28 protein-coding genes and 1 tRNA gene are annotated in these 25,351 nt (G+C 61.2%); 13 read left to right on the top strand and 16 right to left on the bottom strand.

Going from position 1 to position 25,351, the window contains the following annotated elements; all coding sequences use genetic code 11:
- Window positions 1-11 precede the first annotated feature (11 nt).
- The 4 genes from ACVWVY_RS27300 (at window position 12) to ACVWVY_RS27315 (ending at window position 2,643) form a co-directional block, all read left to right on the top strand.
- Window positions 12-209, top strand: a complete 198-nt coding sequence (locus tag ACVWVY_RS27300; protein WP_456629271.1) for a hypothetical protein — start codon at window positions 12-14, stop codon at window positions 207-209.
- Window positions 210-220: 11 nt separating this feature from the next.
- The gene (locus tag ACVWVY_RS27305) at window positions 221-469 is read left to right on the top strand and encodes a hypothetical protein (RefSeq protein WP_456629272.1); all 249 of its coding nucleotides are present in this window, start codon (window positions 221-223) and stop codon (window positions 467-469) included.
- Between the two features lie 141 nt (window positions 470-610).
- Window positions 611-901, top strand: a complete 291-nt coding sequence (locus tag ACVWVY_RS27310) for a hypothetical protein (RefSeq protein WP_456629273.1) — start codon at window positions 611-613, stop codon at window positions 899-901.
- Complete coding sequence (locus tag ACVWVY_RS27315) at window positions 898-2,643, top strand: hypothetical protein (RefSeq protein ID WP_456629274.1); 1,746 nt, start codon at window positions 898-900, stop codon at window positions 2,641-2,643. Before ACVWVY_RS27310 ends, ACVWVY_RS27315 begins: the two co-directional genes overlap by 4 nt.
- Window positions 2,644-2,761: 118 nt before the next feature.
- Here the strand turns inward: ACVWVY_RS27315 and ACVWVY_RS27320 are convergent, their stop codons facing one another.
- The 4 genes from ACVWVY_RS27320 to ACVWVY_RS27335 form a co-directional block, all read right to left on the bottom strand.
- A complete protein-coding gene (locus tag ACVWVY_RS27320) occupies window positions 2,762-3,157 on the bottom strand; it encodes a hypothetical protein (protein WP_456629275.1) in 396 nt (131 codons plus the stop codon).
- A 518-nt stretch (window positions 3,158-3,675) separates the two neighbouring features.
- Entirely contained in the window at window positions 3,676-4,173 is a 498-nt protein-coding gene (locus ACVWVY_RS27325) for a hypothetical protein (protein WP_456629276.1), read from the bottom strand.
- Window positions 4,174-4,194: 21 nt separating this feature from the next.
- Window positions 4,195-4,575 carry a hypothetical protein gene (locus ACVWVY_RS27330; protein ID WP_456629277.1) on the bottom strand — a complete coding sequence of 127 codons (381 nt, stop codon included), beginning with the start codon at window positions 4,573-4,575 and terminating at the stop codon, window positions 4,195-4,197.
- Window positions 4,576-4,578: 3 nt separating this feature from the next.
- A complete protein-coding gene (locus ACVWVY_RS27335) occupies window positions 4,579-4,899 on the bottom strand; it encodes a winged helix-turn-helix domain-containing protein (protein ID WP_456629278.1) in 321 nt (106 codons plus the stop codon).
- Between the two features lie 356 nt (window positions 4,900-5,255).
- Between ACVWVY_RS27335 and ACVWVY_RS27340 the strand changes: the two genes are divergently transcribed.
- The 3 genes from ACVWVY_RS27340 (at window position 5,256) to ACVWVY_RS27350 (ending at window position 6,915) form a co-directional block, all read left to right on the top strand.
- The gene (locus tag ACVWVY_RS27340; protein ID WP_456629279.1) at window positions 5,256-5,822 is read left to right on the top strand and encodes a twin-arginine translocation signal domain-containing protein; all 567 of its coding nucleotides are present in this window, start codon (window positions 5,256-5,258) and stop codon (window positions 5,820-5,822) included.
- Window positions 5,765-6,346, top strand: coding sequence for a hypothetical protein (locus ACVWVY_RS27345; protein ID WP_456629280.1), 582 nt, complete (start codon window positions 5,765-5,767; stop codon window positions 6,344-6,346). Before ACVWVY_RS27340 ends, ACVWVY_RS27345 begins: the two co-directional genes overlap by 58 nt.
- A gap of 155 nt (window positions 6,347-6,501) precedes the next feature.
- Window positions 6,502-6,915 carry a hypothetical protein gene (locus ACVWVY_RS27350; RefSeq protein ID WP_456629281.1) on the top strand — a complete coding sequence of 138 codons (414 nt, stop codon included), beginning with the start codon at window positions 6,502-6,504 and terminating at the stop codon, window positions 6,913-6,915.
- A 62-nt stretch (window positions 6,916-6,977) separates the two neighbouring features.
- Here the strand turns inward: ACVWVY_RS27350 and ACVWVY_RS27355 are convergent, their stop codons facing one another.
- From ACVWVY_RS27355 to ACVWVY_RS27380, 6 genes are all read right to left on the bottom strand, one after another.
- Window positions 6,978-7,499 carry a hypothetical protein gene (locus tag ACVWVY_RS27355; protein WP_456629282.1) on the bottom strand — a complete coding sequence of 174 codons (522 nt, stop codon included), beginning with the start codon at window positions 7,497-7,499 and terminating at the stop codon, window positions 6,978-6,980.
- Window positions 7,500-7,523: 24 nt separating this feature from the next.
- Entirely contained in the window at window positions 7,524-7,919 is a 396-nt protein-coding gene (locus tag ACVWVY_RS27360; protein ID WP_456629283.1) for a hypothetical protein, read from the bottom strand.
- 56 nt (window positions 7,920-7,975) lie between these two features.
- A complete protein-coding gene (locus tag ACVWVY_RS27365) occupies window positions 7,976-8,338 on the bottom strand; it encodes a hypothetical protein (protein ID WP_456629284.1) in 363 nt (120 codons plus the stop codon).
- Between the two features lie 560 nt (window positions 8,339-8,898).
- Window positions 8,899-8,974, bottom strand: a tRNA-Lys gene (locus tag ACVWVY_RS27370).
- Window positions 8,975-9,118: 144 nt separating this feature from the next.
- Window positions 9,119-11,797, bottom strand: a complete 2,679-nt coding sequence (locus tag ACVWVY_RS27375; RefSeq protein ID WP_456629285.1) for a glycosyltransferase — start codon at window positions 11,795-11,797, stop codon at window positions 9,119-9,121.
- 211 nt (window positions 11,798-12,008) lie between these two features.
- A complete protein-coding gene (locus tag ACVWVY_RS27380) occupies window positions 12,009-12,587 on the bottom strand; it encodes a beta-1-3, beta-1-6-glucan biosynthesis protein (RefSeq protein WP_456629286.1) in 579 nt (192 codons plus the stop codon).
- Window positions 12,588-12,835: 248 nt separating this feature from the next.
- Here ACVWVY_RS27380 and ACVWVY_RS27385 point away from each other — a divergent pair, with 248 nt between their 5' ends.
- Window positions 12,836-14,461, top strand: coding sequence for a glycoside hydrolase family 17 protein (locus ACVWVY_RS27385; RefSeq protein WP_456629287.1), 1,626 nt, complete (start codon window positions 12,836-12,838; stop codon window positions 14,459-14,461).
- On the opposite strand, the gene ACVWVY_RS27390 is transcribed toward ACVWVY_RS27385, so the two are convergent.
- A complete protein-coding gene (locus ACVWVY_RS27390; RefSeq protein ID WP_456629288.1) occupies window positions 14,421-14,801 on the bottom strand; it encodes a hypothetical protein in 381 nt (126 codons plus the stop codon). The genes ACVWVY_RS27385 and ACVWVY_RS27390 overlap by 41 nt on opposite strands.
- Window positions 14,802-14,897: 96 nt before the next feature.
- The gene (locus ACVWVY_RS27395; RefSeq protein WP_456629289.1) at window positions 14,898-16,238 is read right to left on the bottom strand and encodes a hypothetical protein; all 1,341 of its coding nucleotides are present in this window, start codon (window positions 16,236-16,238) and stop codon (window positions 14,898-14,900) included.
- A 171-nt stretch (window positions 16,239-16,409) separates the two neighbouring features.
- Here ACVWVY_RS27395 and glmU point away from each other — a divergent pair, with 171 nt between their 5' ends.
- Window positions 16,410-17,768: a bifunctional UDP-N-acetylglucosamine diphosphorylase/glucosamine-1-phosphate N-acetyltransferase GlmU gene (glmU, locus tag ACVWVY_RS27400; RefSeq protein ID WP_456629290.1), complete on the top strand. Its 1,359-nt coding sequence runs from the start codon at window positions 16,410-16,412 to the stop codon at window positions 17,766-17,768.
- Window positions 17,769-17,785: 17 nt separating this feature from the next.
- Here glmU and ACVWVY_RS27405 read toward each other — a convergent pair whose 3' ends face one another.
- Window positions 17,786-18,565 carry a 2-keto-4-pentenoate hydratase gene (locus ACVWVY_RS27405; RefSeq protein ID WP_456629291.1) on the bottom strand — a complete coding sequence of 260 codons (780 nt, stop codon included), beginning with the start codon at window positions 18,563-18,565 and terminating at the stop codon, window positions 17,786-17,788.
- 279 nt (window positions 18,566-18,844) lie between these two features.
- Window positions 18,845-19,015: an SDR family NAD(P)-dependent oxidoreductase gene (locus ACVWVY_RS27410; protein ID WP_456629292.1), complete on the bottom strand. Its 171-nt coding sequence runs from the start codon at window positions 19,013-19,015 to the stop codon at window positions 18,845-18,847.
- Between the two features lie 77 nt (window positions 19,016-19,092).
- Here ACVWVY_RS27410 and ACVWVY_RS27415 point away from each other — a divergent pair, with 77 nt between their 5' ends.
- Window positions 19,093-19,716, top strand: coding sequence for a hypothetical protein (locus ACVWVY_RS27415; protein ID WP_456629293.1), 624 nt, complete (start codon window positions 19,093-19,095; stop codon window positions 19,714-19,716).
- A gap of 75 nt (window positions 19,717-19,791) precedes the next feature.
- Here the strand turns inward: ACVWVY_RS27415 and ACVWVY_RS27420 are convergent, their stop codons facing one another.
- Window positions 19,792-19,962 (bottom strand): hypothetical protein, encoded by a 171-nt coding sequence (locus tag ACVWVY_RS27420; protein WP_456629294.1) that lies wholly within the window; start codon window positions 19,960-19,962, stop codon window positions 19,792-19,794.
- 166 nt (window positions 19,963-20,128) lie between these two features.
- Between ACVWVY_RS27420 and ACVWVY_RS27425 the strand changes: the two genes are divergently transcribed.
- Window positions 20,129-20,713 carry a hypothetical protein gene (locus ACVWVY_RS27425; RefSeq protein ID WP_456629295.1) on the top strand — a complete coding sequence of 195 codons (585 nt, stop codon included), beginning with the start codon at window positions 20,129-20,131 and terminating at the stop codon, window positions 20,711-20,713.
- A 164-nt stretch (window positions 20,714-20,877) separates the two neighbouring features.
- Here the strand turns inward: ACVWVY_RS27425 and ACVWVY_RS27430 are convergent, their stop codons facing one another.
- Window positions 20,878-22,473 carry a DUF2252 domain-containing protein gene (locus ACVWVY_RS27430; RefSeq protein ID WP_456629296.1) on the bottom strand — a complete coding sequence of 532 codons (1,596 nt, stop codon included), beginning with the start codon at window positions 22,471-22,473 and terminating at the stop codon, window positions 20,878-20,880.
- A 373-nt stretch (window positions 22,474-22,846) separates the two neighbouring features.
- Between ACVWVY_RS27430 and ACVWVY_RS27435 the strand changes: the two genes are divergently transcribed.
- Window positions 22,847-23,188, top strand: a complete 342-nt coding sequence (locus ACVWVY_RS27435; RefSeq protein WP_456629297.1) for a hypothetical protein — start codon at window positions 22,847-22,849, stop codon at window positions 23,186-23,188.
- A 79-nt stretch (window positions 23,189-23,267) separates the two neighbouring features.
- Window positions 23,268-24,911, top strand: coding sequence for a GMC oxidoreductase (locus tag ACVWVY_RS27440; RefSeq protein ID WP_456629298.1), 1,644 nt, complete (start codon window positions 23,268-23,270; stop codon window positions 24,909-24,911).
- Window positions 24,912-25,351 lie beyond the last annotated feature (440 nt).

Consider the following 25,351-nt stretch of genomic DNA (forward strand, 5'->3'; position numbering starts at 1 on the left):
GAGGCAGCACCATGAATTACGAAGTCCGCGTGGTAAATCCAAAAACCAATGAAGAGTGCAAGATCGTGGTTTCGTTGTCGCCCGAACAGGTCAAGGCAATGAAAGGACTAGAATGGGCGCAAGAGTACGTGCAGGCACTGGCGCGACCGAACATTCCCCGCGGCTTCATCCCGCTTGGCAACGGCGTCCGGGCCGTGACTTTGCAATAGGAGCACATGACATGATGATTCGGTCCGAACACAAAGCGCACACCGCCGCCTGCGAGGCTGCGGAAATGACGAGGCAGTCTGTCATCGGCAGCGCCAAGTTGGTCTACGATGCCGGCGGCTCGCACGCCACTTACGCCGCTGCGGTAAAGGCGGCCGAGATCGCTTTTTATCGCTCGATCATTGCCTCTTGTGTGGCGCAAGGTTTGCCGTCCTCGAACTTCGTCCCCGCACTGCTCGCTCTGGGTACCGGTGGCGCATGACCAAGCGGCGGCGGGGTTACTCCACCGTGTCGACGGGCCGAAAGATGAATTCGCAGCTCCAGGCCTAGCGCAAGCGCCTTCATCCGCGCTCCGGTTTTTATGGTGCGTTGCTGGGAACGGTAGATTCTCCAGTTTGCGCATATGCGCAATTATCTCATCCGCACGCTTGCTCTCGTCTTTGGTCTGCTGCCGACCGCTGCCTTGTCGCAGGGTGTCGGCGAAATCACTCTTCGGCTAGATCCCTCAGAAGTCGCCGCCATCGTCCAAGCGATGGACCGCCAGCCGACGAGCAAAGCGCCGCCGGCGCCGTTCTGGCTGGTACAGGCGAAGATCAGGGCAGCACTTCAAGCCGATCCCGCCGCGGCTCGCACCGCGCTTGAAGCGTACGCCGCATTCACCGGGATCCCCCAACGCGCGGGGGATTCGCGATGAACATCCGCAGCGGCTTTCGCGGCCTCGCTTTCGTCGCCACCTTGCTGCCCGCGCTCGCTGCGGCGCAGACATTCCCGACGGTCCCGCAGAACACTGTCATAGGCCGCACCGGTTTCGGCAGCGGTCCGGCATCGGCCATCCCGTTCTCGACGATCACCGCCAACATCTGCAACACCTTCACGCTGACTCTCAAGGGATGCGTTCCGGCGCCGACGGCGGCAACCGGCCGGTATCTCGGCGATGATGCCGCCTGGCATGCCTTCCTGACGCAACAGGTGGTCGCCGGCACGGGCGTGTCGCTGGGTGGCACATGCTCGGGCACGTCCATCAACTGCACGGTGAACGCCACCGCAGCTACGCAATACGTGCTGCCGTCGCGGGTTGCCGCTGCCGCATCGGATCTGTCCGCCCTGTCAGCGATCAGGACGCTCGGCTATACCACTCCCGGCGATGGCGGCGGTGCCGTCTTCCAGAAATCCGCAGTCTCATTCAGAGACGCCTATATCCTCACCGGCACCATCGCCGGTGGCTCTGGCTACGCCAACAACACCTACGACAACATCCCGCTCACAGGCGGCTCCAGCAATGGCTGTTCCGCCCGTGTCATCACCACCGGTGGGTCCGTCACCTCCGTTCTGATCTCCATCCCCTGCGGCGGCTACGCCATCGGCGATGTGCTAACGACAGACAATTCCTTCATCGGCAACGGCACTGGCTTCACCTTTACCGTAGCCACCATAGCCACAGCCACGGGATCCTTTACCGATAGCGCGGGCAACAAATGGCAAATCGTCACCGATGACGGTGGCGTACCCAACGTCCGTCAATACGGCGCCAAGCTCGATTGGAACGGCACTGACGCCGGCGCGACGAACGACCGCGCGGCGTATATGTCCGCCATCGCCCAGATTGCTATTCCATTCTCCTCTTCAAACGCCATTGTCTCCGGTGGTACGATCTTGGTACCTCGAGGCAATTCGCTAATCTGTGGTGGTGCCAATGGTGCTGTCCTACCCATACCTCGTGGGGTAGTCCTCCGTGGGGTCGGCGTCTACGGTGGCAGCGTCCTCAAGTTCTGCACGGCGGAGAGCGCTGCCAACCATCTAATCCAACTATGCGACATCTACACAAACTTTGGTCAGTTCGGCTGCGCGGTGAAGGATTTGGCCATCGTAGCCGACGGCGCATCGAATGCGAATATTGCGGCGATCTATTCCGTCTCAGGTCAGCAATTCCCCCTTGTCGACAACGTCTATATTCAGCCCGGAGTCCGTGGCTGCATCTACTACGATATCGGCAAGGGCGGCGCAGCGAACGCAATCTTCCAAAATATCGACTGTGAAAACGCCACCGCAGTCACCAACTCTTCCTTTGTGGTCGGCAGCGGCGTTGGCGGCACACAGGTTTTCCTCACCAACGCCACGTTCGGCTGTGCCCCGTCGCTATGCACCCACACCGCCGTCACTGTCCTCGGTGGCTCCGAATTCCATATGTCCAACGTACACATCGAGGGTACTTCTCATGGGGTTCTAATCCAAAACACCGGGCCATCGTCGTTGCGCAATATCAACGTCGTGAGCCCTTGCACCGCTGGAGCCACCCTATCTGCCGCCAACCCCAATGGCATCACCTTGTTCGAACAATTCAACGCCGCCTCGTGCACCACTGCCATCGTGAACGGCCACCCCTCCGGCAGCAACCTTACAAGCAACATCATCCTCCAGCGCGTCTTCAATCCGTGAGACGAACTACGACGGCACAATTGCCGGCACTGGGGCGCGGTTCAACACCAGCAAGCAGGTTGGCGACAAGGATCACCTGAAGGTTTAAACTCGCGGACGTGGTGCCGGTTCAATGCCGCTACTTGCCCTTGGTCACGCCGTTCGGGTCAAACATTCGCGTTTCTGTGTGCGGGCACTTCTCGCATTTCAGAGTGCGTTCCTGAACGCCCGCGAAGGCGAAGTGCGGATGCGGGCGAGAAGAAGCAATTTTCATTCGACCGTCGCCGCAAATCGGACACGATTCGCCTGAGGTCAGGGTAGAAATCTTCTCCTCGAGTTCTTTGATCTTCTTATCTCTATCGTGGATCGTTTCTCTTGCGTCGGACAGCGCGATCTTCACGTCGGCGAGCGTTCCGTACAATTCTGCCATTTGAGCCTTCAGTGCAGCGACGTCGAAACCCTTTTCAACTTCGCGCAAATTCTTCACGATGTTGGTGGCCTGACCTAAAAGTGACAAGGCTGCTGCGATATCCATCGAATATTCCTCCTTGCGAGAGTTAAGAAACCTGATCGAATGATGATACGCGCCGATCGCCTTCGCAAATTTCGTATAGCTTCCATTGCTGAATGAAATCGCAACTGGAAGGCGCGAGGGCAAGTCTCACGTTTTCCAATGCTTGGTGAATGGCACGGGAGCGCCAGCTCTGTCATGCCAGTTTGGCACGATGTTCACAGAACCTGCGGCGCCGCATGCCTTGCAGGCGAGGCGGCGGCCGATCGTCGACCAGGGCAAGTTTTGGGGCAGGGTATCCAGTCGGACGTCGACCATCCGTCGATCGCACTTGCCGGCCGAACATTGGATGTTGCAGGTCACGTGACCGTCCGCGAGCCATTCCGCCGGACCGCCAGGAGGGTATTTGTCTGTCCATCGAGAGTGTTGCCGCTGCGAAGCCATCGCGGATGATTCCGCAGCCGACGGCATGACGCAAATTATCAATCCCTTGGGGATCGGAACGGCACGAAGCTACAGCGTGTCGTGGCTGTGGAAACGCGTTACTCGATGCGCGCCGCAACGCGCATTTTTACAGGACTTCTGGCGCCATCACTGAAAGACCCTGACAATTCGATTTCAACATTAGCGCCGAGATCGCCGTGCGGTTTTAGATGCAGGTGAGCCGCGTATGCATCGGAACCCATGGCCGGGTTTATGGACACATCGAAAGTCCACTTCAAAGGGATGTTGCGAGACTGATCTTTTCCCCTTTGCTTACCGTCCCACGTTGCGATCACCGCTCGGCGAGGCTTGATCACTCTTGCCTCATTAAAACTGATCGCCCGACTTACGTCCCGGAAACCGAACTTAATCGTGTAATAGCCGTCGTCATCGATTTGCGGATTCCATCGGGCACGGACCGTTGGCAAGTCGGCTTTCGCTGCCGCCTGTCTTTCCCAATGCTTGTCCAATCGAGACCAAATGAAAGTTGCCGCTGAAATGGCCAACGCCATGCCCGAGACAACGCGCGCAAACAAATCTGTTTCGGCCCCTGCCATGCACTTCCCCTTTAACGCAAATCAGTCCTGCGGCGGCCGTTTTGCCCTGGGCAGCCGGACCCGTTGCTTCACCCGCCGCTCTCGTCTTTCCGCCTCCTTGCGCCGCTTCTCCGCTTCGCGCTGACGTACACGCTCCTCGTAATCAATGCCGACGACCTGCGACATAAGCCCTATGAGCCGAACCTGACTTTTCACGCTGGGACCAAGACGAGCGCTTTCGAGCTCGCGCAGATGGGCGATGATGCGATCGATGTCTTTCAGCTCAAACTTCTTTCGGCTGCCCGTCTGGATATAAAATGGAACGCCGGCGGTGTCGACCGGATGCTGTACCAGCCAATATTTCAGCCACTGCTGCGAAACCCGCAGCTCAGCGGCGGCCTCTTTGATCGTGAGCATGGGCATGAATCAGCGCCCACGGTCTTGGGGCGCTCGTCGACGATCCGCGGCAGCAGGCACGGCGGCGCGGCCGTCGATCAGGCCATAATATCGATCGAGGAAAAATCTGACTGCAGGCCAGTAGCGCTTGTTGCCAAACAGTGGTTGCTTTGGCGGAAAGCCGGCTCGCGCAAGCGCTTGCACAGCGATCCTGCCCGTTTTTGGACCCACACCGAGCCGGCGATAAAGCTCGGTGTCCGAAACGAAGAGGCCTGTCTCCGGCGCCGTGGTGCGATCGTGCTTCGGCCAACCGAGATCGGGATTCTCGTTCTCTGCCATTTCATCGCTCATTGGCGCCATCCCTCGAGGAGGCCGACAGGCGATCACGTTTCCCCCAGGTGGGGAATTGCTTTTTTAACCAAATCAGCGGAGCATGTCCGTGGGTGTGAGAACCCGGACCGAAATAGGCTGGCGATCGATTGGCGTCGATTGCTGCCGAAAGCGCGAACAGCCTTGGCGGGCTGTCCTGGCGCTAAGGAGCGCCTTGGCGGGCGCGCCGTTCTGGCTTTATGCCGGGGGCGTTGCGCCATGTCCAGAGCCTCGCGGCTTAAAAGCGCGACGACCTGTCTTTCGGCAGGTTCTCACCCCCCGGCTGCCCAGTCTGTCACTGGGCGCGGCTGTGAGAAGCCAAACCGAAAGCAACCACCATGACCATCGAAAGACCTATGTTCCCGCCCGTGGATCCATCACGTCGCGGCTTCCTCGCACAAGCCGCTGTAGCTGCCGCTGGTGGCGCTGCCCTTGGCCTGGCACTTCCTTTGCCCGGATCGGCGGGAGCCGCAGAGCGAGTCCTTGATCCAATCCTCGCCGTGATCCAGCGCCACCGAACGGCGCACGCCGAGTTCGACGCAGCCGTAAGAGTGGAATTCGACCTCGAACCAAAACTTCCGAGGGACGGCCGGCGGTCGTCCGTAACCGCTTGGGAAGAGATAATCTTCGACACCGATGATCCCCGGTGGATTGAAGCTGTGCAGCGACGCGACCAAACGGGCCACAAGGCAGACCAGGCCGCATGGGACCTCGTGAAGGTTCAGCCGACGACGATGGCCGGCCTCGCGGCGCTGCTGGCCCATGTCAAGGAACGAGAAAATCTGGACGACAATGACGCGTGGCCGCAATTGCCGCCCGACGGCGAGGAGGTTGCCGAAACCTGGTCATGCGTTCTGCACCGCAATCTGGCGGCCGTGATCGAAGCCATCATGGTGCAGGCATGAGCAACATTATCGAACTGTCCGCGTTCAAAGGCGCGCAATCGCCGCAGCCTTCCGAGAACGGCACGAAGATCAGCCGCCCGCGCCAGGCGGCCGAGGATCCGGGTGAGACGCAACCCGAAGAATTAGGTCTCCGGGACCGCGCCTGTGTGAAGCGCGGCATCGAGGCGCACATCGAGGCGCGTCGCACCTACCAGGCCGCGGTGTCATGGCTCGCCGCTGCAGAGGCTGAAAACCTGTCGATCGCAAGCATCGAGGCGGCGCGCGAGGACACCAGGAAGTTTCATGCCGAGATGGTCGAGGCGGCGCGAAGTCTCATCATCGTCATGCCGACCGATCTCAAGGCGTTGTGCGATCTCACGATGTATCTCGAGAAAAACTTCACGATCTTGCCGACGGACGTAGTGGTAGCCGGTGACTTCGGAGGGGTGCCCAGGGTGGAATCGTTCGCCTTCCATCTGTTACGCACTGTGCGGCTCTCGCTGCGACACGTCGCGAAGTACGGCAAACACGGGTCGATGTTATGAAGCGCCGGCGCCGATCGATGAGGAAGCGCAACCGGCAGCGACTGGCGAACCACGCCAGAAGACTGCGGCGGTAGTGCACAACGGAGCCCGCCGACTTGCACCGGCGGGCTTTTTTGTGGTTCGAAGGAAGGATTGGTGGTGTGCGGGGACCTGAGATGTTGAGCTGGGGCAAAGGTTTCTTTCGTGCGTGGATCGTCCTCTCTATCCTGTGGGGGGCTGCGACCGTTCTCATCGCGAAGCCGCCAACATACGCGCTGCTCTGGAACGCGCCGAAGTATGAAATCGAGTTCGGTAGCGGACGAAAAGTTACCCTAGACACGTCACGGAGCCATGAGGATCTTGCAGCGACGCTCGATGACGCGCTGCAACGGGAACCGGCCACATCTGGAAAAAAAGCGGGCGCCGACGATCGCAACGAGATTTTAGACCATTTTGGGATGCGCTATTCGACGGCGGGAGATAGAGCGGTCAATGCTTGGTTGATCACGGTGATCCCTCCTGCTGCTCTATTGGCTTTCGGAATCGACTTGGCCTGGATTTTTCGCGGATTTCGCCGCACGCCGGCCTGAACCCAACGCTGCCAGCCTTTGAGCTAAGGTCGCAACGTGGGCGCGGGGATTCGGTCCCGCGCTCAGGTCACTTTGCTGACGCCACAATTCGAAACCAACATAACGAGGTTTGTGGCTGGCGTTATACGCAGCCTGTTTTGTAGCCAATGCCGAACCTGATCGACGTCAGAATCAGATGCAGTGCCAAACGTCACTAGATCTGAATGCGCTACATCCGCCTGGTTGGGCGTATAGGCGGTATCGCTTTTGACCGTGCCGAAGTCGCTACGAATTTCGAGTGCAGTCGCGCTTGCGACGCCGACGAATTTGATCTTGCTGGGGGCGACCTTCCCCTTAGCGGCGTAGTTATTTTTTATGGTTTCGATTCGAGAGCGGCCATCTGCTTCGATTTGCGCAGCAGTGCCGGCAAGGCAAATCGCGCGTCCGGACAGCTCGTGATCCCATGCCATTCCAGGGTCGGCTGGGCTGAACTGCGCGCCCTTCAGAGCTTGGTAGTGGAGGGTTCCGGTACGAGTGAGGTGATCCTCGTTTGTGATAGTTCTGAACCAACACGCGTCATCATGCAGTGGCTGGTTCTCCTGCAACTGGCTTCCGTCGCACATCGCCGTTTAGGTGGAAAAGATTTCAAGCAGAAGCTGCTTGGCCGCTGTTTCAACTCGCGTGGGGGCGAAGGTTGACACTCTTCCCGATTGATCGATGCGACGGGCGAAAACTCTCCCTCCTGGACCAACATCAATCAAAACTCGTGTTTGATCACTCATCTGCCATTCAAAGCCAATCGTCCCGTCAGCGCCTGGTGCAATATCCGGTTGAGGCGTTTCTTGATCGAAGAGACGCCGAAACGCCCGCGCAGCTTTTACAGTGTCAGCCGTTATCGGCTTCGCACCATAGCCATCCCAATCGTCAATGTCGTAGGATTCAAACGATGAGAATTCATCGACCTCGGGTTCTGGAAGACGGTAAGACCCTCCGCTTACCGCGCGCGTGGGCGAATGAAGCGTCATCCGATCGGGACCTGTTGTTGCCGATACGGAGGGCTGAAATGCTATGAGGGGTGATCTCACTTGGCACCTTCTAGGAGCGCGATTTGCTCACTGAGCCACTGGTTGACACGTTTTGCGGTTTCAAGATCTAGATAAGCGGAAATCTCGACGCTTCTGATTACTCCCGCGCGCGACTCGATGTTGGTTGGCACTGCCGTCGCCTCCGAAAGCTTGACTTCTTGTCCCGGAATACCCTCCACCGTGTATTCAACGACGCGCGGGATAGGTGTGCGTTCCGAGAAAAGTGACATCCAAATGTACTTCTGCGGCGTCGGTCCGCCCAAGGCTCCGTGGCAAGCCACTTCGCGATAATCAGGCGATTTGATGTAATGAAACTGGATCTTGGCCGTGCTCAAGGCCGAAGGCGGCTGCTCAGTCATGCATGCCTCTTAGCACGCATGCACCTTGGTTGCGAAGAGGCGGGCAAATTCAGGCACCTCCGAGGATGTGCTTACCAAGCCCGATTCCTGGTTAACAATCACCTAAATATTGGGGGTTGATTGTCTGCATGCCCCTATTTATGCCGATTCGGCTTGTCGTAAGCGCCAAGCCCGGCGAAGGGCACCCGCACATGTCAGTACAGGGACGTCCGGTGGCCGGCCTCTCCATCCCACCCGGGCGGCCGTTTTGTGCGCTGGCAGCGGCACAGACCCGCCCATGCGCTGGCGACGATCGACCGGCACACGACAGCCTGCAACGGGCCGGTGCACCAGCGGCGTTCCCAGAGTCATGGCGAGGCTGTTTGGCGTGTCAGGTATCGGGCGGGAAATAGAATCGCAAAGCCAGCCGCACGACAAAGTAGGCGGCGACCAGACCAAGCACCAGGACGATGACCCATGAATCCATGAGAGCCCCCGAGTTGCGCAATCGTTTTGCCAACACAGTGCCCACACTGGCAGATTAGCCGAATCCCGAGAAGTCCCTAAGTACTTGATTCTGTTGGTGAGCGCGGAGGGACTCGAACCCTCGACCCCATGATTAAAAGTCACGTGCTCTACCGCCTGAGCTACGCGCTCACTTGCCGCGCTGTGTAGGGGGCGGGCCCCTGCGGGTCAATAGTGCCGGCGCGACAAAAGCGGCACTTGAGTAACCCAAATTTTCCTTGTGCCCGTGACGCTTAGCAGGGCTTGTTGAAGCGGACAGGGCCGCTTCATCCACCGTCAGTTCGCCTCGCGGCGGATTTCCGATGCAACCGGCTGGGACTGGCTGGTGACCGCCGGCAGGCGGACCGGGCGCAGCCCGATCAGTTCCGCCGTCCGCACCGCGCTGTTGCGCCAGAAGGCGAAGGAATTGGTGCGGGAGTTTTCCAACAACGCGATCGCGACTGCGGCCAGGAACGGCAGGCTTTGCAGCACCAGCACGCCCGCGAAGATGTAGATCTCGCGCACCTGCTTGTAACCGTTGGTCACGACCAGCACGGTGGCGCCGACCAGCAGCAGTACGCCGATCACGGCCTCCCAGAACGCCTGGAATTCGATCGACATCCGCGACAGGCCGCCCTTCGAGGTGCGGGCGAAGGCGATATGCTCGGTGATCAGGCCCTGCGCCACCGCGCGCGATACCGTCCACTGCACACTCATGGCCGCGATCATGGCGCCCAGCATCTGGCCGGCCTTGATCTTCACCCGAAGACGATACAGCGCGAGGAAGTGTGCCAGCGAGACGATGAAGGAAGCGATGATCGGCAGCGTCAGGATCTTGTCCGGAACCGCGATGTCGGCAAACGCCACGATCGGCACCCAGATCAGGTTGAGGATCGCGACCACGACGCCGAGGCTCTCGGCTCCCAGCCAGTTCAGCCAGCCCAGCGAGAATTCGCGGCGCTGGTCCGGCGACAGCCGGCTCGCGCCGGGCAGGAAGCGCCGCCAGTGCTTCTTGACGATCTGCAAGCCCCCATAGGCCCAGCGATGGCGCTGCTTCTTGAACGCCTCATAGGTGTCAGGCAGCAGGCCCTCGCCATAGCGCACGTTGGTGTAGTGCGTGAGCCAGCCCTGCTGCTGGATGGTCAGGCCGAGATCGGTGTCCTCGCAGATGGTGTCGCTGGACCAGCCGCCGGCCATGTCCATCGCCGCGCGGCGGATCAGGCACATCGTGCCGTGCACGATGATGGCGTTATGCTCGTTGCGCTGGACCATGCCGATATCGAAGAACCCGGCATATTCGCCGTTCATGATGTAGTGCATCAGCGAGAGGTCGCCGTCACGATGCTCCTGCGGCGCCTGCACCAGGCCAACGCGCGGGTCGGCGAAAACAGGAACCAGATCCTTCAGCCAGTCCGGGTGCACGACATAGTCGGCGTCGATGATGCCGATGATCTCGGCGTCCGCCGCGGTGCGGTCCATGGCGATGCGGAGCGCACCGGCCTTGAAGCCCTGCACCTTCTCGGCGTTGATGAACTTGAAGCGCTCACCGAGCGTGCGGCAGTGGTCCTGGATCGGCCGCCAGAATTCCGGGTCGGGCGTATTGTTGATGATGCAGACGCATTCGAAATTCGGATAGTCGAGCCGCGACACCGCATCGAGTGTCTGCTTGAGCATCTCGACCGGTTCGAAATAGGCAGGGATGTGGATCGAGACCTTCGGGAAGGCGACGTTTTCGCCGATGGTGGCGGGCGCCAGCGGCGCGCTCTTGCTGATCAGGCGGCGCGGACGGTGGCCGAAGGCCACGGCTGCGATTTCGTCGATGCGCGCCATCGCGATCAGCACCAGTGGCACCAGCAGGATCAGGCCGAGCGTCAGCGCAAACGCCGAGCCGAACACGAAATAGTGCCCGGTCCAGTAGGCGAACACGGTGGAAGTCCAGGCGCCGACGCCATTCGCTGCCGCCGAAAGCACCAGGGCCTGCATAATGGTCGGCTGCTCGATCCGCAGGATCGGCAGCGACATCAGGATGCCGACCAGCAGCGCGATCGCCGCCAGCTTCCAATAGTTCTCGTTCACGATCGGGCCGGTCCACGAAAATTTCGGCTCGCGCGACGCATCGAGGATGCCCCAATAGGGTCCGACGCCGCCTTCGAAGAATTTCCAGGGCTGATCGATCGCCTCGACGATGTTGTAGTCGATGCCGATGGCTTCGGCGCGGGTGACGAAATTGCGCAGCACCGAGGCCTGTTCGAACGGTCCGGGGTCGGCGTTTCTCAAATTATAGCCGGCGCTCGGCCAGCCGAATTCGGCGATCACGATCCGTTTTCCCGGAAACTGGTCACGCAGCAGCTGGAACATCGCAACCGCCTGATCGACGGCCTGCTTGGAGGTGAAGTTTTCCCAATAGGGCAGCACGTGTGCTGCGATGAAATCGACGGAGGACGCCAGTTCCGGATTGTCGCGCCAGATGTTCCAGATTTCGCCCGTCGTCACGGGGACGTTGACGGACTTCTTCACCTGCTTGATCAGCTCGATCAGGTCGTCGATCTTTTGCTCGCCGCGGAAAATGGTTTCGTTGCCTACGACGATGCCGTTGACGTTGCTGTTGCGCTTGGCGAGGCCGATCGCCGCCTCGATCTCGCGCTTGTTGCGATCGGCGTTCTTGTCGATCCAGGCGCCGACGGTGACCTTCAGGCCGAACTCGGCGGCGATCGGCGGCACCAGTTCGACGCCGCCGGTCGAGGAGTAGAGGCGGATCGCGCGCGTGATCGTGGACAGCTTCTTCAGGTCGGCGCGAATCTTTTCGATCTGCGGAATATTGTCGACGTCGGGATGGGCGCTGCCCTCGAACGGCGCATAGGAGACGCTCGGCAGGATGCCGCGGAAATCGGGGGCCGGCTGCTTTTCCTGGAACAGGCCCCACAGCCCGGCGTGAGCTGCGGTCACAAACAGCAGAACGGCGACGACGGCACGCATCGGGAGCTAAACCATACGGGGCTGCAATTTGAGGTAAGCGAACCTGTCCCCTAGGCTCGACCGACACGGCGGCATCATAAGGATAGTCCTGCCCTGCGATTTCACAACTGGTATGACGCCGTGACTTTTTTAAGGACGGCGTTTTCAGGGCGTGGCCGAGAAACGCTGGCAAACTAGGATCGTTCCGCTGAACGTATCCTGAATGCCGGGTCTATTTTGCCGGCGGGGCAGGGCTAGCGCCGGGGGCCGGCGAGGGCGAGGCGGCAGGCGCCGGCGTTGCGTTGCCGGCGGTCGCAGGCGCCGGTGCCGGGTTGGCCGCCGCCGCAGCCTGGGGTTGGGCGCCCGGGTTGATCCAGCAGACGTGGATGCGGCTGTCGAGGGTTTCGGCCACCTTGGGATCGATCTGTCCGCCGAAGCGGGTCAGGCAGCGGAAGGCCGCCTGGACATGGCCGCCGGGGCAGCCAAACCGGTCGTAGAGATCGAGGTGCCGGAACGCCGTATCCAGGTCGTCGCGCCACATCAGGCGAACCACCCGGCGGCCGAGCCAGACGCATTCGGGGTTTCCACCCGGGCCGTTGATGGCCTGGGCCGCCTCGACGAATTCGTCGGCCTTGCGCTGGTTGTCCTTGTTGGCGTCGGCGGCATTGGCGGCCGGCTGCTTGGACTGATCCTGGGGATTCGGGCTGCCGCTCTGGGCAAACGCGCCAGCCGATCCGATCAAAAGGGCCAGGCCGGCAGCAGCGAAACCCCTCAAAACCGCAACTCTAGGATCAAGCACCCGTCGACGCATACATACCCCGATTAGTTTCCGGCCGCGCGCGGCCGGTGTGATGTTTGGCTTGTTGCCGCCCAAATTGGTCCCCAATGCGGCGGCCACTTCAGGCGATTCAAATGACGGGTATTTCGGATTTTGTCCAGCAAAGTCACAACTTTATCATGGCGGTGGTAAAACTGCCGCAGGGGAAGAGGCGCAATAGGGCTATACTCCATCTTGGCAGAACGCCGATGAACGGGTAATCGACGGTCCTCGCCCGGAGGATGGAACTGATTTCTCTTCGTACGCCGCTGGCGCTTCTCCTTTCATCGCTAGGTATGATCGCGGCCCTTTGGTGGTGGCTGGCCACGCCGATTACGCTTGTGCGCGCGCCGATCGATCCCGACGCAAAGCTGCAATGCGTTTCCTACGCGCCGTTCCGTGGCGCCCAGACCCCCCTGATCCCGACCACGCAGATCTCTCCCGAGCAGATCGCGCAGGACCTGGCGCAGCTCGCCAAGATAACGGACTGCGTGCGGACCTATTCGATCGAGAACGGGCTCGACCAGGTCCCGGCGCTGGCCGCCAAGGTGGGGCTGAAGGTGATCCAGGGGATCTGGCTCTCGAGCAACCGGATCAAGAACCTCGCCCAGATCGCGATCGCGATCGAACTGACCAAGGAACACCCGGGCGTCATTACCGCGCTGGTCGTCGGCAACGAGGTGCTGCTGCGCGGCGAGATGACGACGTCGGATCTCGCCGCCAATATCCGCTCGGTGAAGTCGCGGGTGACCGTGCCCGTGACCTATGCCGACGTCTGGGAATTCTGGCTGCGCAACCGCGAAGTCTATGAGGCCGTCGACTTCGTCACGATCCACATCCTGCCTTACTGGGAAGACATCCCGGTGCGCGCGAAATTCGCTGCCGGCCATGTCGACGATATCCGCAAGCGGATGGCGGTGGCGTTTCCAAACAAGGAAATCCTGATCGGCGAAACCGGCTGGCCGAGCGCGGGGCGGATGCGCGAGGGCGCGCTGCCGTCGCGCACCAACCAGGCGCGCGTGGTGTCCGAAATCCTCGATCTCGCCAAGCGCGAAAAGTTTCGGGTCAACCTGATCGAGGCCTATGACCAGCCGTGGAAGCGCCAGCTTGAGGGCACCGTCGGCGGCTATTGGGGCCTGATCGATGACGCGCAGCGCGCGGTGAAATATCCGCCCGGCGAGCCGATCAGCAATTATCCGTTCTGGAAACTGCAGATGGGATGCGGCATGGCGCTCAGCGCCTTGGTCTTCCTGGCGGGCTGGCTGACGCTGCGACGGCGGCCGTGGAAGCCGCGGCTGGCCGCGTGGATCGCGGTCGGGACGTCGGCGACAACCGCCGGCATGCTGCTCGGGATCGCCGCCGACAAGATGTATTACGAAAGCTACGGCGCCGGCGGCTGGCTGCAATGGGGGGCGCTGCTGGCGGCCGCCATTGCGTCACCGATGCTGTGCGCGAACGCTGCGATGTCGGGACGGCCGCTGCCGACCTTCCTCGAACTGCTCGGACCGCGCGATTACCGCACCAACTCGGTGCTGACGGTGCTGCTGGGTCTCGTACTGATCGTGACCACGCTGATCGCGGCGGGAACCGCGCTCGGCTTTGCGTTCGATCCGCGCTACCGCGATTTTCCGTTCGCTTCACTGACCATGGCGGTGGTGCCGTTCGCGGCCTTGATGCTGCTCAACCGGCCGAAAGAGGGCGTGCGCCCAATCGCCGAATCCGCCTTTGCCGGCTTGCTGGTGGCGGCTGCGCTGTTCACCGGCATCAACGAGGGCAACCAGAACTGGCAGTCGATGTGGACCTGCGCGGTCTATTTGCTGCTGGCGTTTACGCTGTGGCGGGCGCGGGCCGTGCAAATCCCAAAATGAGCAGGCCGATCGCAATTCCCGACAGCACGATATTGTAGAGCACGATTCCTAGTCCCGCCGCGATCAGCCCGCCGGTCAACAGCACGATCGACGGCCGCATGACGTGAAGCGTCGCAATGATCAGCGCGACGATGCCGAACACCGAATTCTTGAACAGGTAGGTCGCAAGCGTCCGCGACTTGCAAAGCATGCTTTGCAGGCCGGCGTCGCAGGCGAGGGCCACGGTTGAGAACTCGACCGCGAGGTAGCGCAGGTAAAGCGCGTAACCGACAGTGATGAAGCCGACTACCAGCAGGAATTGAACTTGATAGGGCGTGAGCCGGAACGGGGATTTTTTCATGGGCGCAATATGGTCGGGATTGGCTGCCGGGACAAGCGCTCGGCAATGGTGCGAGAGCGTGTCAAAAGTTCGGCGTAACGCGCTGGAGTCAAAAGATTATTGCGAGCTTTTCCGGTTGAAGAAGGACGACAGGGTCGTCTGCGTTGCCGCAGGCGGCGCTTCCGGCTTTCGCGGCACCTCTTCGACGACGACCGCCGCCCGCTTGGTGACGCCGCGCCGGCGCGGCGGCGGCTTGGCGATGGTGGGCGGCAGATCATCCGACTTCAGCGACAGCCGCTGACCGTCGAAGATCGTGGTCTCGCAGGTGCGGTTGTTTTCGGTCAGGACGGCGCAGATCCTGGCGGCGGCGCCGGCGTCGTTCAAGGGACCCGCAACCAGGCGAAGCTGCATGCCTAGCCCCTTGGCGCTTTCCTTGATGACGATGATCGGGCGCAACGCCGCGAGCGGCGCGTTCGATCTCGACTTCAACAGCCCGAGCCACAGCATACGCAGGCCGTTCACCGAATTGGCGGTGCCAAGATCGACCCCGAACTCGGTTCGCCGCAGCGAGACTTTTGGCGCCGCGTCATCGTCGGCTTCCACATCGGCCGCCGATGGCGCCGACGCCATGACGTCAGGGATCGGGCTTGCGATGACAGGGTTTGGCGCCGTGCCCGGCTCGATCAGCTTGCCGGCTGCGGGATCGGGCGGAGCCATCATCGACTGCGCCGCCACCAGCGGCGTGGCGGGCGAAGGCTTTGCGGACTCCGGCTTGACGGTGTCGGCCTTTGCCGCTTCGACCTTTGGCAACTCCGCTTTTGCCAACTCCGCTTTTGCCATCTCCGCCTTTGCCGCTTCCAGCCTGGCGCTGTCAGCTTTGGCGGCGTCGGTCTTGGCGGCATCCTTTGCGGCGGAGTAAACCGCTGACAGGGCGGGCTCCGCGGCGGCAGTGGATTTGTCCGCGGGCGCCATGGCCGGGGCGGTCGCTACCGGCGCTACGGCCGGCGTGGGCTGCGGGTTTTGGGCGGCCTGCGGTTCCGCATGGGCAACAGGGGGCGTGGCCGCAGCGGAACCCTGCCGGGCGATGGCCCCGGTGACGGAGTCGAGCCCCTGTTCCAGGCCGGTGACCCGGGAATACAGCCGGTCGCGATCGCTGTTGAGCGTATCGATGGCGGCGGCTAGCCGCCGCGCCTCGCTCTGGCTTTCCCTGGCGACTGACTGGATCTGCTGCGCCTGCCGGGTCAGGTCGGCGGCGGCGACCTGATCGCGCTTCAATCCGAGCGACGACTGGTTGGCCATCACGGCCAGGATCACCGCAGCCGTCGCGCCGACGCCCCAGGACCCGATCCGCCACAGCGCGCGGCGGTCAAGCTCGTCTTCCTCGGCCAACAGGTTGCTCAGCACGCCACCGGTGTCATCCGCCTCGAAGTCCGCGAGATGGTCTGGTTTTTTGGCCAAGCGCCCTCGGCCCTCCTCAAGGCCCCTGCCGAATCACAGGGTAAACATTAACAGGAAAAGCGCCGCCCACTTGAATCCGGACGTTTTCAGGGCGGCGAATCGGTTTGATCTCCGGGGGAAAACAATTAAAGACGGCCCGGCGCCATCCGAATTGTCCGTTAGGGAAATAGAATGACCGCTCGATCCAGCCTGACTGTCGTGCTTGCGGCCGGCGAGGGCACGCGCATGCGATCCTCGCTGCCGAAGGTGTTGCACCCCATAGCCGGCCAGTCGCTGCTGGCGCATGTGCTGGACGCCGCCCCGCACGGAACGGGCGCTTCCCTCGCGGTCGTGATCGGGCCGGACCACAAGGCGGTCGCCGACGAGGTCAAGCGCATCCGCGCGGATGCAACAACGTTCGTTCAGGCCGAGCGCCTCGGCACCGCGCATGCCGTGCTGGCCGCCCGCCCGGCGATCGCCCGTGGCACTGACGATTTGCTGGTGGCGTTCGGCGACACGCCGCTGATTTCGGCCGAGACATTTGCGCGGCTGCGCGCGCCGCTGGAGCAGGGCGCAGCCCTTGCCGTGCTCGGCTTCCGCGCCGCGGATCCGACCGGCTATGGCCGGCTGCTGCTCGAGGGCGACCGCCTGATGGCGATCCGCGAGCATGCCGATGCGACGGAAGAAGAGCGCAAGGTGACGCTGTGCAATGCCGGCGTGATGGCGTTCGACGGCCATCGTGCGCTCGAAATTCTCGACCGGATCGGCAACGCCAATAGCAAGGGCGAGTATTATCTGGTCGACGCCGTCGCTATTGTCAGGGAAATGGGATTGGAGGCCGTCGTGATCGAAACCAGCGAGGACGAAGTGCGCGGCATCAACAACAAGAGCCAGCTCGCCGAAGCGGAAGCGGTGATGCAGGCGCGGCTGCGCAAGGCAGCCCTCGACGCCGGCGTGACGCTGATCGCGCCGGAGACGGTCCATCTCGCGGCGGATACCATTTTCGGCAGCGACGTCACCATCGAACCGTTCGTGGTGATCGGCCCCGGTGTCACCATCGCCGACGGCGCGGTGATCCATTCATTCTCACACATCGTGCAGACTTCGATCGGAAAGAAAGCCTCCGTCGGTCCCTATGCGCGCCTGCGCCCCGGCACCTCGCTCGGCGACGGCGTTAGGATTGGCAATTTCGTGGAGACCAAGGCCGCGACGATCGAGGCGGGCGCCAAGGTCAACCATCTCTCCTATGTCGGCGACGCCCATGTCGGCGCCAACGCCAACCTCGGCGCCGGCACCATCACCTGCAACTACGACGGCTTCCTCAAGCACAAGACCACGATCGGCGAGGGCGCCTTCGTCGGCACCAACTCCTCGCTGGTGGCCCCGGTGAAAATCGGCAACGGCGCCTATGTCGGCTCTGGCTCCGTCATCACCAAGGACGTGCCGGATGATGCGATGGCGGTGGAACGCAGCCCGCAGAACAACCGCGAGGGCGGGGCGAAGCGATATCGCGAGATGAAGATGCGGGCGAAGAAGCCGAAGGAGGGGTGAGCGTGGCGGCAGCACATTCAGACGACTTCCATGGCGACTTCGCCCAATCCATCAACCGTGAACAGCGCGCGGTCGCCGCTCGCAATTGAAACCGTTGGAATGACGCTGCCGGTGATGACCACCATGCCGGCTTTTAGATCACGACCACGCTCGGCGAGGTGATTGGCGACCCAGGCAAGCGTTGCGTAGGGATCCTCTGCGTTGCCCTCGCCAACCGTTTTGCCACTAATGCTGAGCCGACCGGCGATGCCGACAAGGTCTCCGGCCTGAACCGCCTGAGGGTTACCCAGGACTATTCCGCCGTTCCAACAATTCTCGACGATCAACGACGAGGCATCGGTAGCGTTATAGTCCGCGTGCCGGTCCTCGATCAGTTCGAACGCTGGCATCGCGCTCGCGACGGCTGGCGCAACAGTGTCGCGCGTCCAAGGTGCGCCCGTTGCGGGCAAGTCAACCCCGAGTTTCAGCGCAATCTCGCTTTCGACACGCAGATTGACGAAATCCGCCGTCCGCAGCTTCGCCGGCGACGTATGAATCGTTCGTGCAAAGATCGCTCCGCCGCATGGATGCGTGATGCCCATCAATTTCTGCATCACCTTGGTTGTGGTGGCAATCTTGGCGCCGGCAACCGGGCCATATACTGGCTCCGCAAACCGATAATAAACCTCCTGGGCTGCGTAGGCCTCGGCGATGGATGCAGGCCGCAACTCGTTGGGCAGGTTGGAAAAGGTTTGGCGCCGCTGCCTCGCGTCCCACATCCATCGCGCCATCGAATCCAAGCGATCGTTCTCATCCATGGTGTTTCTCCGCTATCCCCGACGTCGTGAGAGCATCTCATAGTAGCCGTTCGGATGGGCGCATTGTAGCCCGGATGAGCGCAGCAACATCCGGGGTTGCGGTTATCCCAGCATTGGGCTGGCTGAAGCGACCAAAGGGTACGGCCGGGCGGCACCACGTCCGCCGAACCCTTTTGGCGTCTAGGCGTTCGCGCCACCGTCAACGGTCACGTACTGGGTCTTCGCGCTCGCCAGGAACGCCACCGCGTTGGAGATGTCGTCCGCTCTGCCATACCGGCCTCATGCCATGAACTGCCGGAGAGCGTGTCCGCGACCGCGGCCATGCGCTGGGTTCATGTCGGCGTCAATCGAGCCTGGCTGCACGAGGTTGACCGTGACCTCCTTTGGGCCGAGCTCCCGCGCCAACGCCTTCGTGAATGCGGCCAGCGCCGATTTCGATGCCGCGTACACGCCGAGGACCGCGATCGGTGAAATAGCTTCCGATGGTGATAACGCGACCGCCCTTGGCAAGGTGGGCGAGGGCTGCCTTGCTTGCAATGATTGGCCCGCGCACGTTGACGTTCAGCAGCAAGCGTAGCCCGGATGAGCACAGTGACATCCGGGGTTGTGGTTTATCCCCCGCATATCGCTACGCTCATGCGGGCTACTCGCTGTTATTGCAACATTGGCATCTAATGGAGCCGATCCACAGCGACCGCCAACGCTTGCTGATCGCTTACTGCGACAAGCTGCCTGGCAAGCGCTGTCGCCTCGGCCTGCCGAACCTGCATCCGAAGATCACGAAGTTCAGCAATCAACTGGGTGATTTTCGCAACTCTTTGAAGCAAAGCCTGTTCACGACAACAACTACTCATAAACGCCACCTAACAAAACCAGAAGTGCAGTGCGCTGCGAACACATGCACCTGGGATTTGAATTTTCCAATGCCGGAGGACTACTGTTCGACAAAAGGAGAATGCTGCAAGCCGCCGCGACAGCGGCCAAGGTTGGATTTGGCGGAACTCGCTGTGGCCCGCGAAACCAAATCATTGGCGCGCAATCACAAGTCTCAATCCGATGGTTCGGGTAACACGTTAGCGCCGCCGAGGCACGGGCGGCCCATGCAACATCCTCTTGCCGACCCGGACGATAACCCGAGACGACGCGCTTAGCTGGCTTACGTTTTGCCTGGTTTTTCGGTTCCTACCGTACCGCGATCTCGGTGTCATTTCCGCTTTGAACCGGCATCAACCAGCAGCACCGACAATGGACCGCGACGACGCAATTTTTTGGCTCTCGATCACCTGGCTTTTCGTCTTCTGTGGTCTGACGATCTGGATGTTACTTTCGCTATAAATCGAAGACATCCCGTTGCTCAATAACATTTTGATGCGAACGGAGCCGATGTAGCGGGTCATGGATGATGCGCTCCACGTGCGCCGCGATTTCATGATTCGACGACTCTCCGCACAGTGCCGATTTCGTGATGCCAGCTTTATCGTAGTGTGAGCCAACTCATACACTCGTGGGTTGAATGGATCATTATGTTCGTATTCCTCAACCCTCAACCCTTCGGAGGTCGAGATGGCTACGAACCAAACGCACGCAAACGCTGACCGCCAACCCCATCCGCTTCTCGACAAGCTGCGCGAAATGCATGCTGCAGCAGCCGCCCAAGGTCGTGCTGCCGCAGCCGCCCAGGGCTTTTTTACGTACAGCGTCAAGATCGTGTGCGGCAAACAGACCGGGGAAAACTGTTGCTGCGTCGCAGGCACCCGGCCGGGCCTGTATGCGACCGAGGTCAACATTCAAAATTTCAATTTCGTGCAGGCGCCGGTTCTGAAGTTCGTTCAACCGTTGATCCACATGGGTGCCGTTCTTGCACGTGAGCCCGACGTCACGAACCCCCTTACGCTTCCCAAACGCCAGATCGAGACCATCATCCTTCCGCCGCTGGCGGCGACGATGGACGATTGTTGCCGCATCGCGGAGATTCTGCCGGCCCCGAGCGGAGAGACCCCGCTCACCATCGCCATTCTATCGATCGCGAGCACATTGGAGCTGTCCGTGTCCGCGGTCTACACGGCGAATCCTCTCAACGGAGACGGCATCAGCATTGATGTCGAGTATGTTCCATCACGACTGCTGGCGTTCGGTGGCGACGGTTAGCAGGGCCTGAGAACACCAAACCGAACAAGGCTTGGCGAGGCCTCAACGGGAATCTGTAGCTGGTTTCTCCTTCGTCAGGAAAACACCTTCGCTCCCCCGATTGCGGTGACAGCGCTGGACTGTCACCGCAATTCCCAACCCTGGTCCCGGCGCTTTCTTCGGCATTACGCCGCTTGTACCTGCCTCGCAGAGACCGCCTTCGCTGATTTCGCCGCCGTCCTCGCGGCCACGAGGGCGGCATGGTCACGGATTGTCTGATCGGCATAAAGCATGGCGAATGACGCAATCGCGTCGTCGAATTCTTCGCTCTTGCCCATATAACCTGCGATGGCCGCCGGGTCGCCGGATCGCGCGTGCGCGCGCGACAGGGTTCGGCCGCATAGTTGGGCGTAACTGGAAAGCGCTTCCTGTTCGCCGATCTCGCTAATGCTGCCGAGCCTGCGATTCTTCAATGTTCGAAGATAGAAATGCCGCCCAGTGGTATCGTCCTCGGTTTGGCCGAGAAAGATATCGCTGGCGGCTTGCATCATCTTCTGTCCTTCAACGACGCGACGCCCCTGATGCCCTTTATACTTCAGCTTGCTGCCGAGCCGCTCCAGCACGGAGCGCTGCGCCTGCTTGAGTTGCAGGAAAAGCGGTTCGTCGTCTCCGGTCAGGAAGAGTCCGACGCAGCAAAACGTGCCGACGGAGCCGACGCCGACCGCCTTGAACACAAGGTCCTTCAGCGTGAAGCGATCGAGGAGCCGCAATCGATCTTGCGCAACGCCTTCCCGATACGCGGCGAACACTCTTTGAAAGCTCAGCCTGTGCCGGGCGTTAGCCTTGGGATCCAGGTGAAAGATCGCTGGCGGCTTATCCACGATCCGCATGTCGCCCTCGCCGACAAGATGCGGGAAGTTGTCGTCTTTCGACAGCCCCTCGCTGCGCGCCTTCGCGACAACGCCGGCCAGCTTGCGTCTCAAGCTTCCATGGGTGATCCGATCAATCTCTTTTTCAAGGTCGATTCGACTGTGCCATATCTCCAGGGGAGACAGTTTGGCCAGCGCTGCCATATGTAACCGGTAGGCTCTGGCGGTCGCCGCTGCATAGGCCCGGGCTTCCTTTTTAGGTGCCCCCGACCCCAGTGCCGCAACCGCGACGCTTGCCGCTAATCGCTTCACGTCGACGGTGAAATCAACGCCAGGCAGCGTCTCATCGAAATCGTTGATGTCGAAGAGAATATTGTTTTCAGGCGTAACGAAAGCTCCGAAGTTCATCAAATGGCTGTCGCCGCCGGCCTGCACCGGAACGCCAGCGGTCGGTTGACCGGCGAGGTCCGCCGCCATGACTGCGGCGGCGCCGCGCAGGAACGCAAACGGATCAACGGACATGCGCGCGTAGCGCTCCGGGACCAGCTCCGGCAGTCGATCACGGTCGCTTTCGGCAAGGATCGCGACGGCGTTGCGCGACGACTTCCCCTTCAAATCCGCGTGCGTTTCGCGCGGTGTCTCGAGGCGAAGCGCTTTACCCTGTTTGAACCGGTCAGTGCGCGAACTAGTCGGCATCATGTGATTGCCTCCCTGGCTGACGGTGAACCAATCGAGGTCAAGAAACAGATAGTACGACTTGCAGCAGGTTGCCGCCACAGTTTTTGAATGGCCGGAGGCGGCGCGGCGCACGACATGCTTGGGAGTGGCGCAGTCTCCGGCGAACGCCTGCCGCGACCCTGACACCTTAACGCAGATTTCATGCTGCGCTGCATGAGTCTGGTGTTGGCCCATCGCGTCATCGCCTTACGCACAGAAGCGGTCGTTATCGGAGCGCGGCAGACATGGGATTACGGACGGCTCCGGGTGACCGCGTGTCTGTTTTGTGCCACTTTGCGAAGGCCGGGCAGGCGCTGCATGCGCTGAGAAAATCTCGCGCTTCGTGAAGACGCGAGGGCTAGTTCGTTCGAGGTATATTCACCCGCGCACCAGGGCGCTGTACGCTGAGGTGAAACTCTGGCGGTGCGGTTATTCCTGAGAGTTCAGGATCGTCGGGTCGGCGGAAGTACCCGGCCTGATGATCTCGAGTGGCCCCGGCGCAACATCGTCGGGGCCATTCTCGGGCAGCAGGGCCTTGGCCGAGCTCCCGATAGCGCGGCATCAAATCATGATCAGGAACGGACTTTATCTAGCTGAGACCAGATTTCTGGACGGCGTGGAAGCCTACAATCGACATATCATGGTGCTGCGTGACGGCACGATGCGCGGGGGCGGCGGATTCTATTATTCCGTCGGAAGTTACACTTGTTCTGACGGCAAGTGGAAAGGCGAAATGACGAGCCGGGAGCATTCACCTATTTCTGGAACGTATCCATGGGCACGAAAGACCATCACCATTGGGTTTACTGGAACTTATTCGGATGATCGTGCCGAGTTCGAAGCCACAGCGCTGGCTGGCAAGCAATCCTTTCGGTTCAAGTCTGTCTACCGGTTGCTATACGCGGAGTGAGCCGGGATGCCGATCCGCGCCAACATGGACCGTTGCGGTGACGCACCGTCACCACTAGCCAACAGGAATCGTCGTCAGCATGATCTCTGCTGATCACAGAGGCGGCTTCACGGGTCGGCAAGTCAATCGGCGCAAGGCACTTGCGGCGACGATCGGCGGCGGCCTGGCGCTGTCCAGTCTGGCTCGGTCCGCCGGCGCAGTGTCCGGCGTGCGCATACTCGATTCGCCTGAACAGCTTCGTTCATCCTATGACTATGTCATTGTCGGTGCGGGATCGGCCGGTTGCGTTCTGGCGCATCGGCTTGGTCTGGCTGGACGAGGGGTACTCGTTGTCGAGGCAGGCGGCCAGGCGAAACTGGCTGATATCGCAGACCCGCCAGAATGGCCCAAGCTCCAGGGCAGCCAGTTTGACTGGCGCTATCAGACAATCCCGCAACCGGGACTGGGAGGCCGCATCATTCGCTGTCCGCGCGGGAAGGTCGTGGGTGGCTCAAGCACCATCAATGCGCTCGCCTATCAGCGCGGCCATCCGGCCGCCTATGATCGCTGGCCCGAGGGGTGGCGCGCGGCGGACCTGCTGCCCTACTTCAAGCGCGCTGAGACTTTTTCCGGCGGCGCCAGCCCATGGCGGGGCGGCAACGGTCCTCTGCACGTGCTGTCGCTCGCAGACGTCACGGATCGCACGCCTGTGGCATCCGCTTTCGTCAAGGCGTCGCAAGACCTCGGGTTCTCGATGACTTCAGACATCGGAGGGGAGGTCACGACAGGCGTCGGCTGGAATCAACTCAGCATCAAAAGAGGGGTTCGCGACGACGCCGCGACTGCATATCTCGACAGTCTCGAGAACGTGGCCGTGGATCTGCTTGTGAACACGGAAGTGCTCGGCCTTGCGATCGAAGGCGGACGGTGCATCGGCCTGCGGCTTTCCGAACGAATCGTGCGGGCGGACGGCGAACTCCTGCTTTGCGCCGGCGCGATCGATTCGCCACGCCTCCTGATGCTGTCCGGAATAGGCCCTGCCGACCAGCTCCGATCTCTCGGTATTCCCGTTGTCCGGGATCTGCCGGATGTCGGCCGCCATCTTGAAGACCATCTCTTGGTCGCGGGCGTGGCCTACGCGGCACGGCGCGATGTGCCGCACTCGCATTATAACCATGCCGATGCGCTTCTTTACGTGCCGCCCAGCGACCCCAGGGAAAGTCCCGAACACCTTGTGATGTGCCTTTCCTTGCCGTTCGTCCTGCCGGGCGTCGGGGCGTTGCCTGCACCGGCTTACGTTCTTGTGCCTTGCCTGATGCGACCCCGCAGCCGCGGGAGCGTGAAACTTGCCTCCGGCGATCCTCGGGTCCCGGCCCTGATTGATCCGAACTACCTCTCCGAGCCGGCCGATCTTGACCTTCTTGTCGAGGGCGTTTCTCTCGCGCGCGAAATCGGGGCCGGTGCTGCCTTTGCCGACTGGCGCATGCGGGAGGTTTATCCGGGTCCCGGTGCAACAACCACGACCGAGATACGCAAGTTCATTCTTCGTGCGGCGGATTCGTTCCATCACCCTGTCGGCACCTGCCGCATGGGTCCCGTCGTCGACAATGCCTTGCGTGTAAAGGGCGTCTCGAACCTGCGCGTTATCGACGCGTCAGTATTCCCGGGAATCCCGCAGGCAATGACCAACGCCGCCACCATTGCGCTGGCCGAGAAGGCGAGCGATCTGGTGCTCGCAGGGTAAATGGCCAAACAGCGCACCGCCGAAGCTCGCGGGCCACAGGCAGAACGCCTTCACCTCCTTCAACACGCTTGATCGCCTTCAATTTGTAAGCCGTCGGAGACTAACGGATCGTCCCTCTTGCTGCCACAGGTCATCCTCGAAATGCCTGTCACAGAAATTATCGTGTCTCATTCAGGGGTGCAGTCCAGTGCGCTTAATCCGGTCGAAGGTTGCTCGCGTTGCGCATCTAAGTGCACTGTCATCGTAATTCCCGCCTAATTGGGTCGCCGCGGTCGCCGCACGTCAAGCGGTCCTTTCCAACCCGTATAACTGTATTGGGTGCCCCACCACCGGAGCACCGTCGTGTTGCACCCTTTGCAGGTGAAGCGGCCGACCACAATGCTCGGCTTCCGTATCTGCGTCGCGTGGTAGACCGCCTTGCAATACAGGCAACTGAAAAA

It is taken from the genome of Bradyrhizobium sp. URHC0002 (genome assembly GCF_054059515.1).